Source organism: Francisella frigiditurris (assembly GCF_001880225.1).
GTDB classification, from domain to species: domain Bacteria; phylum Pseudomonadota; class Gammaproteobacteria; order Francisellales; family Francisellaceae; genus Francisella; species Francisella frigiditurris.
Map to the genome: position 1 here is coordinate 25646 of NZ_CP009654.1, position 22889 is coordinate 48534.

Here is a 22889-nt window from a genome sequence, read left to right on the forward strand (position 1 = left end):
TATAGCAACATGATAAGAAATTCAAATTAAATATTATGCTTCCATAAATTAAAAATTTTCTCAGCTAAAACTTTATGAGCCTTTGTTGTTGGATGACAATAATCCCAGCAAATATGAGTCTCAGGATCTCTCATAACTTTTATATCGTATTGAATATTACCTAAAGAATTTGCTCCACCATAACTATCAACACACACATCTGTAGAATTTTCAAAACCATACTTAGCTGGATTTTGGATACAATCATTAAGCAAGCTGTAGAAATCAAAAAGCTTTATATTTACTTCTGGAAACATCACTTGCAAATCAGAAATTCTATTTTGTAATAAGTTATTTTGAATTTTTATATTCATTTGCAAATATGATTTAAAAAACTTACCAACCCAATTAGCAAGATAATCCTTATATACTGGAGCTAATGTCACATCAGGAACATTCCAAACTACTATATTTCTTGCACCCATTTTTATTGCTTTCCTAGCAATCCTTCTTAGATCTCGTGCAACTCTAAGCTTAGCCAATAAATTTAAGTAAGGAACCTCATTATATATAGTAAATAAGAAATTATTTGCTCCACCATTTATGACAACTAAATCATCTTTTTTAAACCTACCCTCTTCATTTTCAAATCTAGTTAATTGATTTGAAACAGGGAATGAGTGATATCTTAAAAGAGAACTAGGATTTGCTCCATGAGTTAATGCTCCGCCGATAGCATAACTTTTATGCTCAACAGTTGCTACTTCATTATCTTCAGCTATCATTTGAGCTAAATACTCTGTTGAAGTAAGTCCATTTGAGAATCTTCCTCCATGATAAGGTTCTTGAGGTATATCTAAAGTTTTTATAAGATTACCAGTATCTAATAAGCTGTCGCCAAAAATAACCAATCTATTTATTGTCATCTTTTTACCTATAATTAATATTCAAAAAAATTAGCCATCCACTGGCCTATAACTAAACTATTATCTCGAATTCTTAAGCTGTCTAAAGCATGTTGGAACTCACTTTTAATTTGTTCCTCATACTCTCTCATTAGAGCATGATTATGAACTTTTAACATTTCAGGATGAGCTTGTATTCCTAAGACCTGATCTTTGTAACTAAATATCTGAACCTCACAATAATCACTAGTACCTATAAGCTCAGCATCTTTAGGTAATTCAACTACCATATCTTGATGATAAAATAACAAGTTCAGATATTTGTAATAAGGAGACATCCAAGGCTTATGATTAAGAATTTTAACGGTTCTAATCCCAACAGCAAATCCATTTTTAGATCTCTCAACTCTTCCGCCTAAAGCCTCTACTAATACTTGATGTCCAAAACATATTCCAACTATCTTTTTACCTTCATCAAGAATTTCTCTAACTCTAGTTTTAAGCTCTTCAATCCATGGAAGCCTTTCGAAAGCTGTAGCTTTGCTTCCAGTTATTATAAAGCCATCATACTCGCAACAGTTCTCTGGATACTCTCCAACAGTTACATCAAAAATATCAAAATCAATAACAACAGAAAGTTTAAAGAAAAGATTAGCAAACATTTCAGGGTAGTTACCTCCTGAAAATTCTTGTCTATGAGCAGGTATATGATCTGTCTGTAATATTGCTATTTTCATATTTATTTTATTAATGCTTCAAATAACATCTTTTTAAAATCTTCAGTTATTTCAAAAGTATAGGTATGTGCCCTCAATGCTCCTTTTGAACCTTTTATTTTTAAAAGATTATCTTCTTTTACAATTTCTTTTATATTAATAACATCTAACTTTGTTGAATCAAAAACTAGACTTTTCTTTTTCCAATGCTCTCTATATTTTAATATTGCAGCGCGAAAGGATCCATTTATTTTATTACTTAATGCTTTTTCAACAAACTCATCTGCTCCCTCAGGCATCTCCTCTGCAAACTTCTTAAGTTCATATAAAGTTCTAACATCTTCTACTATATTTTTATCAACGAGTTCTCGAATATTTTCTTTAGCATCAGAGATTTTTAATCTCATAGATATCCAACTAGAATCCCTACCTAAAACCTTTGCTATATCTGACTTCTTAACTTTTCTATTTTCTATCAATTCTTTTAGTGCATCAGCCTCTTCAAAAGGTGATACATTTTCTCTTTGATCATTCTCTAAGAGCTGTAACAATAAAATATTTACATCAGATTCTTCTTCTCTAAGAATACATGGAATAGTTTCTAGTCCTGCTTCTTTAGATGCTAAGTATCTTCTCTCACCAGCTATAATATGATGTACTCCATCATACTTTTTTGCTGTAATAATAATTGGTTGTATAACCCCATTTTCCTTAATACTTTTAGCTAAGGAATCTATATTTTTGAAAATTTTCCTAGGCTGTTTAGCATCTGGTTTAACTATACTTAAAGGTAGCTCCAATAATGAGCCAACTTTACTAGCTTGCTGATTCAATTCTTGAAGCTGCATAGCTCTCAAAATATCTTTTTTTTCTTGCCCAACAGTATCATGAACTCTTTTATCAACTTTTCTATCAAGTAGGGAAACTTTTTTAGCCATTTACTTCTCCAAAAAATTCAGCAACCTCTTTTACTAACTTTCTTACTTGAGAATGAGGCTTGCTATTTTTCGCATAGTCCCCAATATATGCTCCCTCAGCCTCAGCTTCGATAAACTTAACACTTTGAGAAACAAAACTTTCAAAGTAGTGTCCATCATTCTCAAAAAACTCCATCAGACTCTTAGACATGTTTGATGCCATCTGAACCCTATTTGCAAAAAATCTATAAGGCTTATCAGCGGTTAATGCCAAATCCTTAGCTTCTATTAATCCAGACAAATCCATACCACTTGGGGAGCATGGAATAACAATAAGATCAGATAATAGTGCCGATTTTAAAGCTGCTGTTTGAAAGTTAGGTGGAGTATCTATAACGATAAAATCTAAATCAGGCTTTAATTCTATAATTTTTTCACGGACATTCTTTTCATCAAGGCTATAAACAAAATTTCTATTTGAATCATTTTTTGTCATCCACATATAAGCATCAGGTTTATCTTTATCCATGTCCACAATTGCAACTTTATAGCCAAGTTCTTGCAATCCACATGCTAAGTTAACCGCTGTAGTAGTTTTACCCGAACCGCCTTTTTGCTGTAAAAGTGAAATAACTTTTGCCCTTTCTGACATTTTAAAATACCCTAAAATTAACTTAAACGAATAAAAAACACTTTGAAATTATAATCTATATTTAATAGCTATAAAACCACTTACTTTACAACTTTTACGTATTAAGTATTGATAAGCTGGTTTATTTCTTATATTTTATTGTGGCTAATAGAACATAGATTTCATAAAAGACAATTTCAAACTTTAAGGTTTAAAAACACATAATGGCAAAAAACTTAGTGATCGTAGAGTCCCCTGCGAAAATCAAAACTATACAGAAGTATTTAGGAAAAGATTTTGATATTTTGGCATCGTTTGGCCATGTTAGAGAAATACCTTCTAAAGACACTTCAATAGATGTTGAAGATAATTTTAAAATTAAATATGTTGTAAATGACAAAAGTAAAAAGCACATAGATGCTATAAAAAAAGCTGCAAAAAATTCTGAAAATATATATCTTGCTACCGATCCAGATAGAGAGGGAGAAGCCATCTCTTGGCATGTACAAGAAATATTAAAGAATGCAAAACTGCTTAAAGATAAAAAAGTCTATAGAGTTACATTCAATGAAATAACTAAATCAGCTGTCACAAATGCTCTCGCAAATCCTAAAGAATTATCAATGTCATTGGTAAATGCTCAAAAGGCAAGACAAGCACTAGACTTTTTAGTTGGATTTAATTTGTCTCCTTTATTATGGAGAAAAATTACTAGTGGTTTATCAGCTGGTAGAGTACAAAGCCCTGCTCTTAGAATGATCGTTGAAAGAGAGATCGAAAGAGAAGAGTTTGTAAAAAAAGATTACTGGAGCATTACTGCTGAACTACAAAAGACTAAACTTTTTACAGCTGGTCTAACAGAATTTGATAATAATAAAGTTGAACAATTTACTTTTACTACAGAAAAAGCTGTAGAGTCTGCAAAAACAAAAATAGCTAAAGATGCTAATGGTTTTCTTATAGTTGATGGAATTTCAGAGAAAAAAATTCGTAGAAATCCATATGCTCCATTCACAACATCTACTTTAATGCAAGAAGCATCTAAAAAACTTGGCTTTAATGCGAAAAGAACAGCTTCAGTAGCTCAAAAATTATATGAAGGTAAAGATGTAGGTAATGGAGAATCTGTAGGTTTGATTACATATATGAGAACAGACTCAACAAACTTATCTCAAGATGCTCTAAATGATATTCGCGGATTCATCGAACAAAAATATGACTCAGGCATGCTCCCATCAAGCCCTCGCATTTTTACTAAAAAAGCTGAAAATGCTCAAGAGGCACATGAGGCTATCCGAGTAACAGCCGCAGCTCGTGAACCAGAGATGATAAAACAGTATCTAACAGCTGATGAATATAAGCTTTATACTTTAATATGGAAAAGGACTATGGCATGCCAAATGAAACATGCCACATTAAATAGTACATCTATTGATCTTACTACAGAAAATAAAAAACATAAGTTTAAAGCTACTGGCACAGTTATTGTTGATGCTGGTTTCCTAAGTGTTTATCAAGCAGAAAAAGATGAAGATGAAAAAGATGAAGATGATGGAATAATACTTCCTAAAGTTGAAGAAGGACAAAAAATCCCATTAAAAGATATCATTGTAAAAGCTCACTCAACTGAACCACCTCCAAGATATACAGAGGCATCTCTAATTAAAACTTTAGAGAAATATGGTATTGGTCGTCCTTCAACTTATCCTGTTATCATATCTACACTACAACAAAGAGAATATGTTGATACTGATAATAAAAGATTTATCCCAACAGACAAAGGTCGTGTAGTAAATAAATTTTTAACAGAATATTTCAAAAAATATGTTGAATATTCATATACAGCAGGTCTTGAAAAAGAGCTAGATGAAATTGCTCAAGACAAAAATGATTATTTAAGTGTTTTAAATGCTTTTTGGAAACCATTTATCGAAAAAATTGGAAAAATCTCTGAAGAAGTTTCAAGAAAAGATGTAGTTCAAGAGGAATTAGATGAAGATTGTCCAGAATGTGGAAGTAAGCTTTCACTAAGGTTAGGTAAAAATGGTCGCTTCATTGGTTGCACCAACTACCCTACTTGTAAATATACTCGTCCATTAGAAAATAGCTCAACAGAGAAAAAAGAAGAAAAACCTGAGCCAACAGTTGTTGCAGATAGAAAGTGCCCAGAATGTGGCTCTGACTTACATATAAAACAAGGCAAGTATGGAAAATTCATAGGATGCTCTAATTATCCAAAATGTAAACATATGGAGCCTCTAGAAAAACCTAAAGATACTGGAATAGTTTGTCCAAAGTGCAACAAAAACCACATCGTAGAGAAAAAATCTCGTAAAGGGAAGGTATTCTATGCATGTGATGGTTTTCCAAAATGTAAAAATGCTTACTGGTATCCTCCTATAAATGAAAAATGCCCTAAATGTAACTATCCAATCTTATTACATAAAACAACTAAGAAGGATGGGGAGCAAAAAGTTTGTGCCAATGAGGAATGTGATTTCACAGTTTCTTTATGATTATGCAATTTAATTGATACTAAACTTTTTTTAAAAATGCTAGGATTTTAACTAATAAGCAAAATAGATAACAAAAATGAAAAATAATTTTAAAGAAAACTTATTAGAAGCAAAAGATCTTCTCAAATCAGAGAAAGCTTATAATTTCTCTATGCCTAAATATTTACAATTGAAATATACTTTCATTCCTTTAGCCATAGTAATTATTCTTACATTTTTTTATATTGACACTCCTGTTGAAAAAATGGTTATTGGCTTACCTTCTGAGGTTACATATTTCTTTAAAAAAATTACAGATTTTGGAAAAGCTGCTTGGATAATAATAGTTTGTGCAATAATTATTCTAACTAGATTATTCATATCTCCGTCAAAACTTTCAGAAAAAGCTTTAAATCAATTAAATAAACTAACCTCATACGCTAGCTTTATTGTTGTTAGCGTAAGTATTAGTGGTATTGTAGGGCAAATTATAAAATCTATCATAGGTCGAGCACGCCCTCCTTTATTCGAACAATATGGAAGTGCATATTTTCATCACTTTAATTTTTTTGATGCTCCTTTTGCTAGTATGCCTTCTGGTCACTCAACTACGATAGGGAGCCTATTTGTTTGTTTATTTTTTATATTCCCTAGATTTAAATATCTTTGGATAGTTTTAGCAATTTTCTTTGCTGCCTCAAGGATTTTTGTAAGGGCACACTATCCTAGTGATGTCATTTTTGGCTTAGCTTTAGGCTCTTATACATCTATTTATCTCTATTATTGGTTAAAAAACAGAAAACTTATCTAATATTTCTCCAAAAATAAGATAAATTTGATATCATAGTGAAATACATTTTCATACACCTCTAATTAACGTGGCTACTACATTAATAGATGGAAAAGGTCTTTCAAAAAAATTGAAAGATAGTCTTTCACAACAAGTTCAAGAATACATAAAAAATACAAATATAACTCCTAAGCTAACAGCAATTATTGTTGGTAATGATCCAGCTAGTGAAGTTTATGTAGGATCAAAAGCAAAATCTTGTGCCCAAGCAGGAATAGATTCAGATGTTATAAAGCTTCCAGAAGAGACTACAGAAAAAGAGCTTTTAACTAGGATTGAAGAACTAAACAAAAATAAAGATGTTCATGGGATACTTGTGCAACTTCCTTTACCTAAACATATAGATACTCAAAAAATCATATATGCTATTGCTGTTGAAAAAGATGTTGATGGGTTTCATCCAAACAATATAGGAAAACTACAAATTGGAGATCCAACAAGAATAGAGCCCTGCACTCCTAAAGGCATTATGACAATGTTAAGAGAGTATGATATAAATCTTATAGGAGCTAATGCAGTTGTCATTGGTGCTAGCAATATTGTTGGAAAACCTATATCACAGATGCTTCTAAATGCTAAAGCTACTGTTACTACATGTAATAGTAAAACAAAGAACCTTACTGAGCATACGAGAAATGCTGACATTATAGTCGTTGCTGTTGGAAAGGATAAGTTCTTAACGGAAGATATGGTAAAAGAAGGTGCTGTAATAATTGATGTAGGTATAAATCGTGTAAATGGTAAAATATGTGGCGATGTTGATTTTGAAAAAGTTAAAACAAAAGCAGCTGCAATAACTCCTGTTCCAGGCGGAGTTGGTCCAATGACTATCACAGAACTTTTATATAACACTTTCGAGTGTTGCAAGAACCAAAATAAGGAATAAACTAAAATGTCTAGCTTAAGATATGAAGATGCTGGGGTAAATATAGAAGCAGGTAATGAAGCTGTTTCAAAAATGAAAGAGCATGTAAAAAAAACTTTCACTTCAAATGTTCTTACAGGTTTAGGAAGTTTTGGTTCTTTATACTCTCTAAAAGATATTTTAAACAACTATAAAGATCCTGTTTTAGTTCAATCTATAGACGGTGTGGGCACTAAAACTAAAGTCGCTGTAATGTGCAATAAATTTGAAAACTTAGGTTATGATTTATTCTCTGCTGCTACAAACGATATTATCGTAATGGGTGCAAAACCGATAACTTTCCTAGACTATGTAGCTCATGACAAACTAGATCCAAATGTGATGGAAGAGCTCATAAAAGGCATGTCAAAAGCTTGTAGCGAATGTGGAGTATCTCTAGTTGGTGGAGAAACTGCAGAAATGCCTGGTGTTTACATGTCTGGTGAAATTGACATGGTTGGTGTGATTACTGGCGTTGTCGAAAAAGATCGCATAATTGATGGCAAAAACATTAAAGAAGGTGATACTATATTTGGTCTAACATCTTCTGGTCTTCATACAAACGGTTACTCTTTTGCACGCAAACTATTTTTTGACGTTGCTAAAAATAAACATACTGATACATATCCAGAATTTAAAGGTACAACTATTGGAGATATTCTACTTGAGCCACATATTAACTATACAAATATAGTTCATGACTTTTTAGAAAATGGCTTAGAGATCAAAGGAATGGCTCATATTACTGGTGGTGGATTTATAGAGAACATACCAAGAGTACTGCCTGAAGGCTTAGGTGCAAAAATATATAAAGATAGTTTTGAAACTCCGGCTGTTTTCAAAGTTATGCAAAAAATAGGTAATATTTCAGAATTTGAGATGTTCCGCTCATTTAACATGGGAATAGGATTAACTATTATTGCTTCTGAGAATGAATATCCTAAACTAGCACAAATAGCTCAAAAGTATACTAATACAAGACTTCATAAAATAGGAACTATAACTAACAAAGCTAAGGTGGAAATTATCTAATGTTCAATAGCAACATTATTAAACAAAACATAAATAACTGTCTTAAAGAAACAAGCTTACCTATAAAAAATAAATATTCTGGAAAAGTACGAGATATGTATTTTACAGATGATTTAAGCATATTAGTTTCAACAGATAGACAATCTGCTTTTGATAGATCTTTAGGATTTATTCCATTTAAAGGGCAAGTACTTGCTCAGACATCTGTTTGGTGGTTTAAGCGCACAAGACATATTGTAAAAAATCATTTTATTGATTCTCCAGATCCGAATGTTATTATTGCGAGAAAATGTAAAGTTCTACCTATTGAGTTTGTCGTAAGAGGATATATTACAGGCTCTACTTCAACGTCTCTTTGGACACATTATGAAAAAGGTGGGAGAGATTATTGTGGAAATCTTTTACCAGAAGGTTTAGTAAAAAATCAAAAACTTCCAAAAAATATTCTGACACCAACAACTAAAGAAACTGATCATGATAGACCTATCTCAGCAGCTGATATCGTTAAAGAAGGTTGGTTAACCCAAGAGCAATGGGATTTTGCATCTAAAAAAGCATTGGCTTTATTTGAATATGGCCAAAGAAAAGCCGAAGAACATGGATTAATTCTAGCTGATACAAAATATGAATTTGGAATTGATGAAAAAACTGGTCAAATATTATTAATCGATGAGATTCACACTCCAGACAGCTCAAGATTTTGGCTTAAAGATAGCTATGAATCTCATTTAAAACAAGGCTTAGAGCCTGAAAATATTGACAAAGAATTCTTTAGACTATGGTTTGCTAAGCACTGTGATCCATATAACGATAAGGAACTTCCTCAAGCCCCTGAAAAATTAGTTATCGAACTATCACAGAAGTATATAAAACTATATGAGATGATTACTGGAAAAACATTCATTCCGCCTCGCTCTAACATTAGCATTAGCACTAGAATATTCACCAATGTTCTGAATTATTTAAACAAAGGAACTAGTAAATCAATGTTAAATATTCTTTTAATTGGATCTGGAAGTAGAGAACATGCGATCGCAAAAGCGATAAAAAATAGTAAAATTGAAAATAATCTTTTTTGTCTAAGTGGCGCTATTAATCCTGGTATAGAGAAACTTACTAGTGGCTATAAAGTAGCTAATGTATGTGATATAGATGCTATTAGCTCATACGCTGATAAACATGAAATTGATTTAGCAATTATTGGACCAGAAGCTCCTTTAGAAGCTGGTGTAGCAGATGCACTAAAGGCAAATGATATAAAAGTTGTTGGACCAACTAAAAATCATGCTCAACTTGAAACATCAAAAGGTTTTACTAGAAGCTTAATAGAAGAGTATAACATCGGTGCGAATCCTTTCTTTAAAAAATTCAATTCTATGGAAGGAGTAAAAGAAACTCTAAAACAATATGAAAAGCAGTTTGTAATTAAAGCTGATGGTCTATGTGGTGGCAAAGGTGTGGTTGTTTGGGGTGACCACATTAAATCAATGGATGAAGCTATTAAACACTGTGAATCTCTTGTAAAAGAAGGCGCTGAATTTGTAATAGAAGAAAAACTAATTGGTGAAGAATTCTCATTAATCTCCTTTACTGATGGTAAGAATTTCATTCATATGCCCGCTGTACAAGATCATAAACGTGCACATGAGGGAGATACTGGTCCAAATACTGGAGGTATGGGAACATATTCAGATGCTAATCATTCATTACCTTTCTTATCTGATAGTGATATTGAAAGAGCTAAAGAAATCAATGAAAAAGTAGCTCAAGCTCTACATGACAAATTTGGAACTCCATATCAAGGTATCTTATATGGTGGTTTTATGGCAACTATCAATGATACTAAAGTTATTGAATATAATGCTCGTTTTGGTGACCCTGAAGCAATGAATTTGCTTACTCTGCTAGATAGTGATTTTGTTGAAATCGCTCAAGCTATCACTGAAGGAACCCTAAACAAAGTAAAAGCAAGTTTCAAAAACCAAGCAACAGTTTGTAAATATCTAGTTCCTTTAGGCTATCCTAATAGATCTGTTAAAAATTTTGAAATAGATATTTCACAATGCCCTAAAGATGTAGAGCTTTTCCTTGGAGCTGTGGATTATAGAGATGGTAAATTAATTGGTACAGGATCAAGAGCAATTGCAGTTCTAGGACTTGGAGATACAATTACTGAGGCAGAAAAAAAAGCAGAAAATGGAATAAAAAATATTTACGGAAAATTATTTCATAGACCAGATATTGGTACAAAAGATCTTATAAACAAAAGAATCAAGCACATGAACCTACTTAGAGGCAATAAGTACAAGGAAATAAAATAGTTATGTCCAAATTAAACCTTGTAATATTAGGCTCTACAAGAGGGTCCAATATGCAAGCGATAATAGATGCTATCCAAAATCAAGAGCTTAACGCTCATATCTCTCTTGTCATATCTAACAAAAAAGAAGCTTATATTTTAGAAAGAGCAAAATCTAACAACATAGAAAATATCTTTATTTCAGCTAAAAATAAAACTAGAGAAGAATATGACAAAATAGTAGCTGATGAAATAAACAAATATAAGCCAGATTTAATTCTTTTAATAGGATATATGAGAATTCTAAGTAAAGATTTTGTTAACTCTTTTAAAAACAAAATCCTAAACATCCACCCTTCTTTACTTCCAAAACATCCAGGTTTAATGGATCTAGCTGTACATCAAGCTGTTATTGATGCTAAAGATCAAGAAACAGGATGTACTATACATGAAGTTACAGAAGAAGTAGACAATGGTAAAATTATCTTACAACTAAAGTGTAAAGTTGATAAAACTGACTCTGCAGAAGAGTTAAAAGAAAAAGTTCAAGAACTGGAAAAAAAAGCCTGGATACAGGTTATCAAAAACTGGAAAAAGGAAAATTAAAATGAGTGTAGATGTTGGCGTGATTATGGGCTCAAAATCTGACTGGAGCACTATGAAAGAATGCTGTGATATTCTTGATCAGTTAAATATTAAGTATGAATGTGAAGTTGTATCTGCACATCGCACTCCAGATAAGATGTTTTCTTATGCTGAAACAGCAAAAGATAGAGGGATTAAAGTAATTATTGCTGGAGCTGGTGGTGCAGCTCATTTACCAGGAATGGTAGCTGCTAAAACTTCTTTACCTGTATTAGGTGTACCAGTTAAATCAAGTACTCTAAATGGTCAAGATAGCTTACTATCTATAGTTCAAATGCCTGCTGGCATACCAGTTGCAACATTTGCCATTGGTATTGCTGGCAGTAAAAATGCCGCTCTTTTCGCAGCTAGTATTTTACAGCACACAAATAAAGAGATAGGCGAAGCTTTAGAAAAGTTTAGATATAATCAAACTCAAACCGTTTTAGATAATCCAAACCCAAGAGAAGAGTAATCATGAAAGTTGGAATTATTGGTGCTGGGCAACTAGCTAGAATGCTTAGTATAGCAGGCACTCCATTAGGAATAGAATTTCATTGCTTAGGAAAAGAGACTGACTGTGCTAATGATGTTTCAAAAAGTGTAAAAGATATTCCATTGGAGAACATAAATGAAGTAGTTGAATGGACTAAGCAGTTTGATGTAATAACCTTTGAAAACGAAAATATTAGTCATGAATTAATTAAAGCTATAAATCATGATATAAGTGTTTACCCTTCTGCTAAGGCTATAGCTATATCACAAGATAGACTATTAGAAAAGTCTTTCATGAGGGATCATGACATTCAAACCGCTGTCTTTGAAAATATTGGAAGCTTAGAAGATCTAGAGATTTCTGTAAAAAATCATGGCTTACCAGCAATTATAAAAACTCGTAGATTTGGCTATGATGGTAAAGGACAATTTATAATTAAAAAGCAATCTGATGTTTCTTTAGCATGGAACGCCTTAAAAGATGCTCAAGACGGGCTTATCTATGAGAAGTTTGTTGATTTTCAATTTGAAGTATCTCAAATATGTACAGCCGATATTAAAGGCAATATAGCTTTTTATCCTCTAACAAAAAATACTCATGAGAAAGGTATACTTATTGAGTCTCATGCACCTTACATTAATGATAAGCTTACTGAACAAGGACAAACCATAGCTAAAAAAATTATCAAAGAGCTTAATTATGTAGGTACCCTTGCTATAGAATTCTTTGTCTGTAATGAAAAATTAATTGTTAATGAAATTGCTCCTCGTGTCCACAATAGCGGACACTGGACTATAGACGGTTCTATAACCTCTCAATTTGAAAACCATGTTCGAGCAATTACTGGCTTAATACTTGGTTCAACAGAAAGTAAAGAAACTATAATGCTTAATTGTATTGGCGCAATGCCGACTAATAAAGATCTTTCCTCTTTAGATAAGGTCAAAATACATAACTATAATAAAAGTTCACGCAAGGGTCGCAAGGTTGGACATTTAAACCTCAACATCACAGATGAGACTAGCCTATATCAATTATTACAAGCTAGAAAATTAATAAAGCTTTCTCAGGAGTTATAACTCATTATGATGAATGAAAAATATTTATTAGATAATTATGAAAGACCTACACTAGAAACTCCTGATAAAAGTAAGAAAGTTCTTCTACACTCATGCTGTGCTCCATGTGCTGGAGAAATAATGGAAGCCCTAGCTGCTTCAGACTTAGAAGTAACTATATTTTTCTACAACCCAAACATTCACCCAACTGAAGAATACATAATTAGAAAAGAAGAGAATAAAAGATTTGCAGAGAAGCTAGGTATGGATTTTATCGATGCTGATTACGATAAAGATAATTGGTTTAACCTCGCAAAAGGAATGGAGAATGAACCTGAAAGAGGTATTAGATGCACTATGTGTTTTGATATGAGATTTGTCAAAACTGCTGACTATGCACATAAAAATGGATTTAGTGTAATTTCCAGCACATTAGGGATATCCAAATGGAAAAACATGTCTCAAATAAACACCTCAGGAGTTAAAGCAGCTGGTCTATATGAAAACATGCATTATTGGGATTTCAACTGGCGTAAGGAAGGAGGATCTTATAGAATGCTTGAGATTTCAAAAAAGGAAAATTTTTATCAACAAGAATATTGTGGATGCGCATATAGCTTAAGAGATACTAATAACTGGCGTCTACAGAATGGCAAAGAAAAAATCAAAAGAGGTGTAAAATATTACGGAGTTTAAAAGTATTATTTATGACCAAACTATTTCTTTATTCGACATAAAAGAACCTCTTTATCTTTACCTGGAAGCATAACTGCTCCTTCTAAATTAAATCCTAATTTTTCTAAAAGTCTTTGAGAACATATATTGTCTTGATCGGTAATTGCTTGAAGAGTATAATTCCAAATTCATCAAATGCTGCTTCTTTAATTTTGTTGGCAACTTCAAAAGCAAATCCTCTTTTTTCAAACTCTAGAAGAAACGCAAAACCAATATCTATTCCATCTAGCCCTTCTCTATCATACAATCCACAAATCCCTATTTTTTGATCACTTTCTTTTAGTATTAACGTAAAACTTGAATAGCCAAGTCTTCTAATTGAGGGTGGATTTTAATCTTTATATAATTTCTTGCATCTTCAATAGTATTAATATTCCTATCACCAATATACTTAATCCACTTAGGTGTATTCATTAAGGCATAAATAAATTCAGCATCACTTATACAAGTCGGCTTAATTATAAGTCTTTCTATTTCAAATATTTTATAGTTCACTTTTTTATACCTACAACAAATATTTTAAAATATTAATTGCTATTAAAAGCAGCTCTTATCCAATTTATTTCATTATTAGTTATCGCAATCACATCAAAGCGACATTCATAATTAGAAAAACTCTCATTTTGTTGTAGAAATATCTGAGCCGTATTTATTATCTTTTTTTGCTTTGAAATAGAAATCATTTCCTCGGTTGTGCCAAATTTTACAGATTTCCTATACTTTACCTCAACAAATACAAGAGTTTGATCATCTAAAGCTATTAGATCTATTTCACCATAAGGTAATGCTTTATAATTTTTGTCAATAATTTCAAAAGATTTAGATTTTAAAAAGTTTACAGCTTTATCTTCACCTAAAGCTCCAATTTCAGTTTTTAGCATCTGATTCCACTATGTCTCAATAAGGCTTCTTCACTAGGTTTCCTACCCATAAAGGCTACAAAATTATCCATAGCATCACGCGAAGAACCTTTAGATATAATATTATCTAGAAGCTCTTGCCCAACCTGCTTAGAAAAAACCCCCTCTTCTTCAAACCTTGAGAAAACATCAGATGATAAAATCTCTGCCCATTTATAGCTATAATAGCCAGCTGCATATCCACCTGCAAAAATATGTGTAAATCCATTTTGAAACTTATTATAAACAGGAGGTTTTAATAGACCTATCTCTGCTCTTACTGCATCCAGTTCTTTCTGAACATCATCAACAGAAGTAATCTTTTTTCTATGAATATTCATGTCAAACACTCCAAACTCTAATTGACGAACCATCATTAATGCGGAATGAAAATGCCTAGCTCCAACAAGTTTGTCTAATTGTTCTTTTGTTAATTTAGACCCATCTCTAGCACCAGATATTAATTCAATACCTTCTTTACACCAGCAAAAATTCTCCATAAATTGACTTGGCAGTTCCACAGCATCCCACTCAACACCATGAGTCCCAGAAATAGAAGGCACACTTACTACAGATAGGATATGATGTAACGCATGACCAAATTCATGAAACAAAGTAACTGCATCACTATGAGTTATATTAGAACCATCATCTGAAGGTGGCATAAAATTACAATTCACGTATGCAACAGGTTTTTGTCTTGAAGAACAACTTTTAATGTAAGATGTCCGAGATCCATCCATCCATGCGCCACCACGCTTGCTATCTCTAGCAAAGAAATCACAAATAATGCTCCCTATTAATTCACCATTCTTACTAAAATTAAATATTTTTTCTTCTGGAGTGTATTTAGGCTCTTTTAAATCTTCTTCAATATCTAAGCCATATATATTATTTAAAATTACAAATAAACCATTTAAAACTTTTTCTAAAGGAAAATACTTTCTAAGCTCCTCTTCTGTAAAATCAAACTTATCTTTTTTTAGTTTTTCAGAAAAAAATGCCAAATCCCATGGTTTGATGTCTTCATTAAAGCCACATTTTTTAGCATATCCTTTTAGCTCATTTAACTCTTCTTTAGCCTGACTCTTTGACTTTATTAAGAGGTTCTCTAACAGCTCTAGTACTTGCTCGGGAGTTTCAGCCATCTTTGTAAATAAAGAATACTCTGCATAATTATCAAATTCTAAAATTTGAGACTTTTCTAATCTTAATGAAAGTATTTTCTCGATATTATCATCATTATTAAACTTAGGATCATCAAAATACTTAGATGCCTTAGTGCAATATGCTTTATAAAATTTCTCTCTCAGGGCTCTATTATTTGCTTGTTGCATTACTGCCAGATATGTTGGAATATCTAAACCTAGCATATATTTTTCAGCCACTTCTTTCGCTTTCGCCTTCTTTTCAGCAGCTTTTATAACATTCTCAGATAAACCATCTAACTCTTTTATATCATTAGTTTTGTAACTCCAAGACATAGTTGCATCAAGCACATTATTCTCAAACTTACTATTTAGCTGAGCTAATTCCTGACTTATTTCTTGCAAGCGCTGTCTTTTACTTTCCTCTAAATCTACACCAGATTTTTCAAAACCTATTAATGCTTTTTTCACAGCCTGTTTCTGTTCAGAATTCAACTTTATCTCATTTATAGCTTTATAAAAAGAATAAAGCTCCTTATTTTGTCCAAGCTTTGTGTAATATTCTGTAACCTTTGCAACTGCATATTCATAATCTTTTCGTAATTGTTCTGAATTACAAACTGCATTCATATGAGCAATAGATGAAAACACTTGCGTTATCTTCTCATCAGCCTCTTCTAATTTCTGTAATTCACTACATTTTTTAGCTGAGTGCTTAATAACATCTTTAACTAATATCTCAGCTTTCTGTAAAACATAATCAACAGCTTCTTTTACTTCAGAATCTTTAAAATCTGCCAATTTTGGCAAACTTGACTCAACTAATAAAGAATTCATGAAATCCTCCAAATATTTTTTGCAATAAAAACTATATATATTCTATACTTTAGATATAAGATTGCATCATAAAAACATCAAGGCATCTATTATTATGATGAGTTTCACAGAAGAAAAATTTGATACACCGATTTTTTTTAATGAATATACAAAAGGATTATTTAAATTAAATATTGGGAATTTTAGAAATACTTTAATTTTATCAAGAGAATCAATATTAAGCTCTGACAATAAAATAGAAACTATAAATGATATATCTACTGAACATTTAGATTTATTACTTAAAACAAATCCTGAAATAATCCTTATAGGGACAGGGAAAAAACAAACATTGCCTCCTGTAGAGATAATGAATTATTTAGCTAAATATGGTAAAAACTTGGATTTCATGGATAGTAATACAGCATGCAAGACATACAATCTTTTAGCAAATGAAAATAGAAGTGTTGGTTGCATAATTATTATTTAGTTGTTTTTGCCCTTTTTAAAATTAAGTTTAATGTTATAATCAAGTGTAGAACCTTTTAGAAGTAAACTGGTTCTAAATTAATAAAACCTGGAATAAAAAAGGAGTTATCCGATGAATAAAACACTTAAATTAAGCTTTTTATTAACTTCATTATTAGCTTTAGCAGGTTGCTCTACTCTAGGTGGAGATGACAAGTCTAAAGATACAAATAACGATGGTTCTCAAGCTGTTGCTACTACTTCAACTACTGGCGAACCTACTGCAAAAGTTAAGTTAAGCAAAAACAACAAAGATGAAATAATTGCTAAAATTTGGACGACCTATAATGGAAATCCAGAAGGTAGTGTTAAGCTACATTGGCAAGCACCTACTGGCACTGGTTGTTATGATACTCAGTTCCCTATCACTAAATATGGTGAATCAAAAGATATGACTTGGGCAACTGTTGAACTTAAGCAAGGAAATAAATACTGTACAGGTAACTGGACAGCTAGCGTAATGTTTGATGGTAAAGCAATCGCTACAGACTCAATAACTATCAAATAAAATCATATAACTTTATATCTTCATTCTTTACTTGTATCTATATGTAATTTATACTTATCCTTGAATTTAATAGTTAACCGGATAAGAGGTTACCTTTATGAAAAGGTTTTTAACAATTTCACTTATAACAATTATGTTTTTAACTGTTACTAGTTGTGCTTCTGATATTGACTCTAAAATAGTTCAACTGCAACAGACTCAGCAAAACATGAATGATAAAGCATCTCAAGACCTAGATGATGCTAAAAATTTAGAGGCTAAAGCCTCTAAACTTAGAAACACTGCTGATAGAAAACAAGCTCAAGTTGATGCTATAGATGCTCGAGTTAGAGATTTATTAAAAGCATATAGAGAACTTGAAGATCAAACTAGTGATGATGCAATCAATTTTAGAGAAAGAATAATTGATGAAGCTCAAAGTGCTATTAAGCTTCAAAAAGAAGTAAATAGCTACAAAGATCAAGCTGATGAAGCTAATAAAAAGGCTAATGATTTAAAAGCAACTGCTAACACAGAAGCCAAAGAAGCTCAAAAAGTTGGTGACCAAATTAAAAATCTTGAATTAAGTAAAAAAAATTAAATTTAGGTAAAAAATGAAAAATCGTTTTGTAATATTTGTCTTTGTTTTGTTAACACTAGGTTTAGCTAGCTGTAGTACTTATAATTCTTTTGTAGATTCTTTTTATAGTGATAGTGATGGAGTGCAAGTAGACTCTGACACAAATACTGTAGAGAATCCTGATAATGATGGAGAAACTGTTACTACAGATGATCCTAATGCTACAATAACTTTAGCCTATAACAAAAATCTGCACTCGATAGATGCGAAAATAATCACTAATTGGAATGGAGCTCCTCAAGGATCTGTTTACTTATCTTGGGAAACTCCAGAAGATACAAGCTGTTATAACACAGCCTTCCCAATAGCAAAATTTAAAGAAATAGAAGATTACTCAACAGACTCTCAAAGTGTACTATATAACAATCAAATATGTGCTGGAACTTGGAAAGCTATAATCACAGATAAGTCAGATGGCTCTGTTTTAGCTAGCTCAACGATAAAAATCCTTTCAGAATAATCTTTTTTACTAATTCTATCATTCTTATAAAACTTTTTATAAACTAGTAGCTTATATGCAACTTAAACAAACTAGTTTCAAAATGCTTCAAAATATAAAAAAAATACAACTTGATGATTTCATTTTTTATTTTTTATCTATTCTTTTATTTACGATTTTCCTAATGCCTTATAGAGAATATATTCCTATGAATATTGTTATAAGTAATACTTCGGGAGGCACAAAATATTTAAATGACATTATTTCAGCAAATAAAAACCTTTTCTTTGAAAGGTACACACTTTTATTTTATGGAACATCATTTTCTTTATTCTTGATTCTTATTAATAAAAAAATTCTTCAAGGAATAATTCTAAGATTTTTAAGTCTTAATAAAACAAATATAATCTCAATAATACTATTCTTTATCTTTGGCTTCATTTCTGCATGCTTTGCCATATCTCCATCAATTGCATTTAAAGGAGTTGGTTTTACTCTTGCAATGCTGATATTAAGTATTTTCATAGCAAACTATATTCAACAAAAGCCTGAAAAAATAAAATATCTTTTTATTATAGTTCTTTTATCTATAATTTTTTATGGAGGCATGCTCTTTTTACAACTGTCTTTATCAAACTTTTCTATTTATGGACAAACTGTCGCTGGAAATATACAAAAAGTATTACTATTTACTTATAACACTTTAAATCCAAGATTTTTAGATAATTATTTTTCATGGTTCGTTCCATTCTTACTTTTACCATGGATAATGAATTACAGGCCAATTCTAAAAATAGGAGCTTTTTTAGCTCTTTCTATAATATGGTTTGTAATAATAAATCATACCTTTAGAACTATATTTTTAGAATATATAATCATATTTATATTTTTAGCTATCTTTGATAGAAAATTATTAGCAAAAATATTTATTCTAATAATTCTATCTTTATTAGTTGGAGCTTTAATAAATTTAGGAATACATGAACTTGTATTAGTACAGGAAAATAAATCCGTGACTACTCTATTTAGAGATGGAGATAGTGGAAGGTTCTTAATATGGAGAGAGGCTTTTAGAATAGGGTTGGAACATCCTTTAACTGGTATTGGACAATGGAATTATATTGCTGTAACAAAAACTTCAGAAACTTACCCCCACAATCTTTTTTTAGAAATATGGTCACAATGGGGTATTCCTGCTTTTATATGCTTCATTATAATTATAGGCTATAGCATAAGATTCACTCTTATAAACTTAAAAGATCTTTTAACTCACAAGCCTTATAATATTTTCCTATTCATGCTTATAGCTGGTATGATTGACGGAATGCTAAATGCCATGTTTAAGACATCTTTAGGATTATTTGGAGCAATATTTGTTTTTGGCTTATTTATGTCATCTTATAAAGTCAAAGAAGAATGTAAAAGCATTTCCTTATATCAAATATCTATATTAAGAATAATTATTAGTATAACTATTTTCTCAATAGTAATTATCCCTCTAATATGGAAGCCCTTATGGGTATAACAAAATAATGTTGAATATTTAAAAAATAAGAGTAGAATAACTTCTACCAAAATACAATTTTATTAAAAATAAATTAATTTTGGTTTACATTTAAATTTATGTTGAAATAAAAAATGAGGATTTAATCATGAAAAAAATGCAAAAAGGTTTCTCACTTGTTGAGTTAATGGTTGTGATCGCTATTATTGCTATTCTAGCAGCAGTAGCTATCCCTATGTATTCTAACTACACTACTCGTGCTAGACTAGGTACACAACTTACAAATCTAGGCGGAGTAAAAGCAGAAGCTGCTGAGTATATAGCAAACAATAATAATGCTACTAACTATACTTCTACCGACTTTAGCAATGTTCCTAGTGGAGCTACATTCCCAGGTAATGGCGTAATACGTTTAAATACTTCAAGTATAGTTAGCGGTTCAAACATACAAATTGCTCCAACTGTAGGTAGTGGATCTATTACTTGGGAATGTCAATACTCAACTCAAATTACATCTAGTCAAGCTCCTAATGGATGTGTATCTCAATAATAATCATATCTATCTTAAGAATAATTTTGATATTCCAATTTGGTTTTATCCAAAAATCACTAAGTTTATTCTATAATTAATAATGCTAAATTTTTAAACATTATTAATTTACTATAAATGGGCTTCATAAAAATGAAAAACAAACAAACAGGTTTCTCACTTGTTGAGACAGTGGTCGTAATTGCAGTCATTACCATTTTAGCAGCTATATCTATTCCTATTTACTCTAACTATCAAACACGCACAAAAATAGGAGCAGAGATAAGTAAACTTAGTGAAGTAAAAATAGCAATGGTTGATAAAGCAATAAATGATCAAGGAGATTTTTCAAATCTTACCAAACCAAATAATGTAACTTTAACAGATAATATAGGCACTATAAACCTAGATTTAAGCAGTATAGTTTCAGGCGGAGCTCTTACTTTTAATCCTATAGGACTTGGTTCTGATGTTGTTCATTGGAAATGCGTAAATTCTTCTGGATCGACTTTAACTAGCTATCAACTCCCTTCTGAATGTTCTAGTTAATACGATTGTTATAAATTATTCTTCAAAAGCTCTCTAGCATGCTTTAATGTGTTTTCTGAAATATCCACCCCACCTACTATTTTAGCTATTTCAGTTACTCTTTCATCTAAAGATAATTCAACTATTTTTGATAATGTGTGATCACTTAAATATTCTTTAACAACATGTAGATGGATATCTCCTTGAGCCGCAACTTGTGCTTGATGAGTTATACATAATATTTGTAATCTATGAGACAACTCTTTTAAAAGTTTACCCACAATTTCTGCAGTAGCTCCTGATATACCAACGTCAACCTCATCAAATACTAATGTTGGATAAGATTTCTTTTCTGCTGATACAGCCTGTATTGCTAAACCTATTCTACTAAGTTCTCCACCTGAAGCTACTCTTTTAACTGGTGCCATTCTTTCACCTAGATTCAAATTTGCCACAAATTCACAAGAGTCTAAACCTTTAGCTGTTTTATTCTCTAAAGCTTTAATTTCAACATCAAATTTAGCTTTCGGCATATTTAAAGATCTTATATTATTTTCAACTTGCTTGGAAAAATTCTTAGCGGCCTTTTGTCTAGATATTGATAGCTCATCAGCATAATCAAAATACTGTTTTTCTAATTCATTTTTTTCTTTTAAAAGCTCTTTGAGTCCCTCATTTTCTTGAGAAATACTATCAAGCTCATCTTGTAATTCTCTAATATAGCTATAGAGATAGTTAGGCTCAACCTTATGTTTTCTTGCTACTTCATATATGGCTGACATCCTTTGCTCTACCTTTATTAGCTCTTCAGGATTCTGCTCTATACTATCTAAAATAGATTTAGCATCATCATACCCTTCCTGCGCATAAACTTTAGTTTGAGAAATTAGATCATATAAATTTTTAATATCTTTATTTTCACTAAATTTTGATAAGTTTCTTTCTAATTCAGTAATTATTGATATGACATTTTGCTCAGAATCATATAACCCTTCACAAACTGAACTTAACACATAAACCTTATCATCTATACTCGATAAATCTTTTTGTTTTTCTACCAAATCATCAAATTCAGTTTCTAACAAATCCAAAGCAATAAGCTCATCTAATTTATACTCTAAAAGCTCTTTATGATTCTTTTTTGTTTCTACAGTCATTTCGGCTTGGACTATTTTTTCATCAACTTTTTGCAGCTCAAAAAAAACTTTAGCTATCTTTTTTAACAAATCAGAATTATTTGCAAAGCTATCAAGCAGATTAAGTTGTGCTTTAATATCTAGTAAATCTTGATGCGAGTTTTGGCTATATATATTTATCAAATTATCTGAAACTCTCTTAACTTCAGCAGCTTTAACTACAGTTCCATTAATGAATAATCGACTTTGTTCATTTCTCACTACCCTTCTTATAGTACACTCCCCTAAGTCCTCTATAAAAAGCTCTTCCAAAATTCTTTTTACTTTTTCATTATCTCTAATATCAAAAATAGCTAATACTTCTGTAATTTCGCCATCATTAAGAAATGTTTTCTCTAATCTCGTACCAAGTACAAAGCTAAGTGCATCAATAAGAATTGACTTTCCAGCACCTGTTTCACCGGTAACTACGGTCATTCCATCTTTAAAATCTATCTCAGTAGATTTTATTATTGCAAAATTTTTAATCGCTAGATGTTGTAGCATATTGAAATATAACCCAGAAACATTTTAACTCTAATATTATATAGTTTT

General features: G+C 31.3%; 25 protein-coding genes. 16 read left to right on the forward strand and 9 right to left on the reverse strand.

Features of this window, described 5'->3' with window-relative positions:
* Nucleotides 1-26 precede the first annotated feature (26 nt).
* Genes KX01_RS00135 through KX01_RS00150 form a run of 4 tightly spaced genes read right to left on the reverse strand, consistent with a single transcriptional unit; the run spans nucleotide 27 to nucleotide 3169 of the window.
* On the reverse strand, nucleotides 27-905 hold the full coding sequence (locus tag KX01_RS00135; RefSeq protein WP_071663067.1) for an SGNH/GDSL hydrolase family protein: 879 nt from the start codon (nucleotides 903-905) through the stop codon (nucleotides 27-29).
* A gap of 14 nt (nucleotides 906-919) precedes the next feature.
* Nucleotides 920-1621 carry a glutamine amidotransferase-related protein gene (locus tag KX01_RS00140; RefSeq protein WP_071663068.1) on the reverse strand — a complete coding sequence of 234 codons (702 nt, stop codon included), beginning with the start codon at nucleotides 1619-1621 and terminating at the stop codon, nucleotides 920-922.
* A 2-nt stretch (nucleotides 1622-1623) separates the two neighbouring features.
* The gene (locus KX01_RS00145; protein WP_071663069.1) at nucleotides 1624-2538 is read right to left on the reverse strand and encodes a ParB/RepB/Spo0J family partition protein; all 915 of its coding nucleotides are present in this window, start codon (nucleotides 2536-2538) and stop codon (nucleotides 1624-1626) included.
* Nucleotides 2531-3169 (reverse strand): ParA family protein, encoded by a 639-nt coding sequence (locus KX01_RS00150; protein ID WP_071663070.1) that lies wholly within the window; start codon nucleotides 3167-3169, stop codon nucleotides 2531-2533. Before KX01_RS00150 ends, KX01_RS00145 begins: the two co-directional genes overlap by 8 nt.
* A gap of 203 nt (nucleotides 3170-3372) precedes the next feature.
* On the opposite strand from KX01_RS00150, the gene topA reads away from it, so the two are divergent.
* The 9 genes from topA to KX01_RS00195 all read left to right on the forward strand — a co-directional run bounded on the left by topA (nucleotide 3373) and on the right by KX01_RS00195 (nucleotide 13602).
* Nucleotides 3373-5664 carry a type I DNA topoisomerase gene (topA, locus tag KX01_RS00155; RefSeq protein ID WP_071663071.1) on the forward strand — a complete coding sequence of 764 codons (2292 nt, stop codon included), beginning with the start codon at nucleotides 3373-3375 and terminating at the stop codon, nucleotides 5662-5664.
* Nucleotides 5665-5740: 76 nt separating this feature from the next.
* On the forward strand, nucleotides 5741-6454 hold the full coding sequence (locus tag KX01_RS00160; RefSeq protein ID WP_071663072.1) for a phosphatase PAP2 family protein: 714 nt from the start codon (nucleotides 5741-5743) through the stop codon (nucleotides 6452-6454).
* Between the two features lie 67 nt (nucleotides 6455-6521).
* Complete coding sequence (gene folD, locus KX01_RS00165; protein ID WP_071663073.1) at nucleotides 6522-7379, forward strand: bifunctional methylenetetrahydrofolate dehydrogenase/methenyltetrahydrofolate cyclohydrolase FolD; 858 nt, start codon at nucleotides 6522-6524, stop codon at nucleotides 7377-7379.
* 6 nt (nucleotides 7380-7385) lie between these two features.
* Nucleotides 7386-8429, forward strand: coding sequence for a phosphoribosylformylglycinamidine cyclo-ligase (purM, locus tag KX01_RS00170; protein ID WP_071663074.1), 1044 nt, complete (start codon nucleotides 7386-7388; stop codon nucleotides 8427-8429).
* Complete coding sequence (gene purD / locus KX01_RS00175; RefSeq protein ID WP_071663075.1) at nucleotides 8429-10750, forward strand: phosphoribosylamine--glycine ligase; 2322 nt, start codon at nucleotides 8429-8431, stop codon at nucleotides 10748-10750. The genes purM and purD overlap by 1 nt, the downstream gene beginning before the upstream one ends.
* Nucleotides 10751-10752: 2 nt before the next feature.
* Complete coding sequence (purN, locus tag KX01_RS00180) at nucleotides 10753-11334, forward strand: phosphoribosylglycinamide formyltransferase (protein ID WP_071663076.1); 582 nt, start codon at nucleotides 10753-10755, stop codon at nucleotides 11332-11334.
* A gap of 1 nt (nucleotide 11335) precedes the next feature.
* Complete coding sequence (gene purE / locus KX01_RS00185; RefSeq protein WP_071663077.1) at nucleotides 11336-11827, forward strand: 5-(carboxyamino)imidazole ribonucleotide mutase; 492 nt, start codon at nucleotides 11336-11338, stop codon at nucleotides 11825-11827.
* A 2-nt stretch (nucleotides 11828-11829) separates the two neighbouring features.
* Nucleotides 11830-12927 (forward strand): 5-(carboxyamino)imidazole ribonucleotide synthase, encoded by a 1098-nt coding sequence (locus KX01_RS00190; RefSeq protein ID WP_071663078.1) that lies wholly within the window; start codon nucleotides 11830-11832, stop codon nucleotides 12925-12927.
* A 6-nt stretch (nucleotides 12928-12933) separates the two neighbouring features.
* The gene (locus KX01_RS00195; RefSeq protein ID WP_232223331.1) at nucleotides 12934-13602 is read left to right on the forward strand and encodes an epoxyqueuosine reductase QueH; all 669 of its coding nucleotides are present in this window, start codon (nucleotides 12934-12936) and stop codon (nucleotides 13600-13602) included.
* A gap of 103 nt (nucleotides 13603-13705) precedes the next feature.
* On the opposite strand, the gene KX01_RS09405 is transcribed toward KX01_RS00195, so the two are convergent.
* Genes KX01_RS09405 through KX01_RS00210 form a run of 4 tightly spaced genes read right to left on the reverse strand, consistent with a single transcriptional unit; the run spans nucleotide 13706 to nucleotide 16525 of the window.
* The gene (locus KX01_RS09405; RefSeq protein ID WP_232223332.1) at nucleotides 13706-13888 is read right to left on the reverse strand and encodes a hypothetical protein; all 183 of its coding nucleotides are present in this window, start codon (nucleotides 13886-13888) and stop codon (nucleotides 13706-13708) included.
* A 38-nt stretch (nucleotides 13889-13926) separates the two neighbouring features.
* Entirely contained in the window at nucleotides 13927-14136 is a 210-nt protein-coding gene (locus KX01_RS09410) for a GNAT family N-acetyltransferase (RefSeq protein ID WP_198021093.1), read from the reverse strand.
* Nucleotides 14137-14168: 32 nt separating this feature from the next.
* Nucleotides 14169-14522 carry a YraN family protein gene (locus tag KX01_RS00205; RefSeq protein ID WP_071663079.1) on the reverse strand — a complete coding sequence of 118 codons (354 nt, stop codon included), beginning with the start codon at nucleotides 14520-14522 and terminating at the stop codon, nucleotides 14169-14171.
* Nucleotides 14516-16525 carry a M3 family metallopeptidase gene (locus KX01_RS00210; protein ID WP_071663080.1) on the reverse strand — a complete coding sequence of 670 codons (2010 nt, stop codon included), beginning with the start codon at nucleotides 16523-16525 and terminating at the stop codon, nucleotides 14516-14518. Before KX01_RS00210 ends, KX01_RS00205 begins: the two co-directional genes overlap by 7 nt.
* Before the next feature lie 94 nt (nucleotides 16526-16619).
* Here KX01_RS00210 and KX01_RS00215 point away from each other — a divergent pair, with 94 nt between their 5' ends.
* The 7 genes from KX01_RS00215 to KX01_RS00245 all read left to right on the forward strand — a co-directional run bounded on the left by KX01_RS00215 (nucleotide 16620) and on the right by KX01_RS00245 (nucleotide 21180).
* A complete protein-coding gene (locus KX01_RS00215; RefSeq protein ID WP_071663081.1) occupies nucleotides 16620-16994 on the forward strand; it encodes an Mth938-like domain-containing protein in 375 nt (124 codons plus the stop codon).
* Between the two features lie 111 nt (nucleotides 16995-17105).
* On the forward strand, nucleotides 17106-17540 hold the full coding sequence (locus KX01_RS00220; protein WP_071663082.1) for a TUL4 family lipoprotein: 435 nt from the start codon (nucleotides 17106-17108) through the stop codon (nucleotides 17538-17540).
* 97 nt (nucleotides 17541-17637) lie between these two features.
* The gene (locus KX01_RS00225; protein ID WP_071663083.1) at nucleotides 17638-18120 is read left to right on the forward strand and encodes a hypothetical protein; all 483 of its coding nucleotides are present in this window, start codon (nucleotides 17638-17640) and stop codon (nucleotides 18118-18120) included.
* Nucleotides 18121-18133: 13 nt separating this feature from the next.
* Nucleotides 18134-18619, forward strand: a complete 486-nt coding sequence (locus tag KX01_RS00230; RefSeq protein WP_071663084.1) for a TUL4 family lipoprotein — start codon at nucleotides 18134-18136, stop codon at nucleotides 18617-18619.
* 55 nt (nucleotides 18620-18674) lie between these two features.
* Nucleotides 18675-20123, forward strand: coding sequence for an O-antigen ligase family protein (locus tag KX01_RS00235; protein WP_071663085.1), 1449 nt, complete (start codon nucleotides 18675-18677; stop codon nucleotides 20121-20123).
* Between the two features lie 124 nt (nucleotides 20124-20247).
* Entirely contained in the window at nucleotides 20248-20652 is a 405-nt protein-coding gene (locus KX01_RS00240) for a pilin (protein WP_071663086.1), read from the forward strand.
* A gap of 132 nt (nucleotides 20653-20784) precedes the next feature.
* Nucleotides 20785-21180, forward strand: a complete 396-nt coding sequence (locus KX01_RS00245; RefSeq protein ID WP_071663087.1) for a pilin — start codon at nucleotides 20785-20787, stop codon at nucleotides 21178-21180.
* Nucleotides 21181-21188: 8 nt separating this feature from the next.
* Here the strand turns inward: KX01_RS00245 and recN are convergent, their stop codons facing one another.
* Nucleotides 21189-22841 carry a DNA repair protein RecN gene (gene recN / locus KX01_RS00250; protein ID WP_071663088.1) on the reverse strand — a complete coding sequence of 551 codons (1653 nt, stop codon included), beginning with the start codon at nucleotides 22839-22841 and terminating at the stop codon, nucleotides 21189-21191.
* Between the last annotated feature and the right edge of the window lie 48 nt (nucleotides 22842-22889).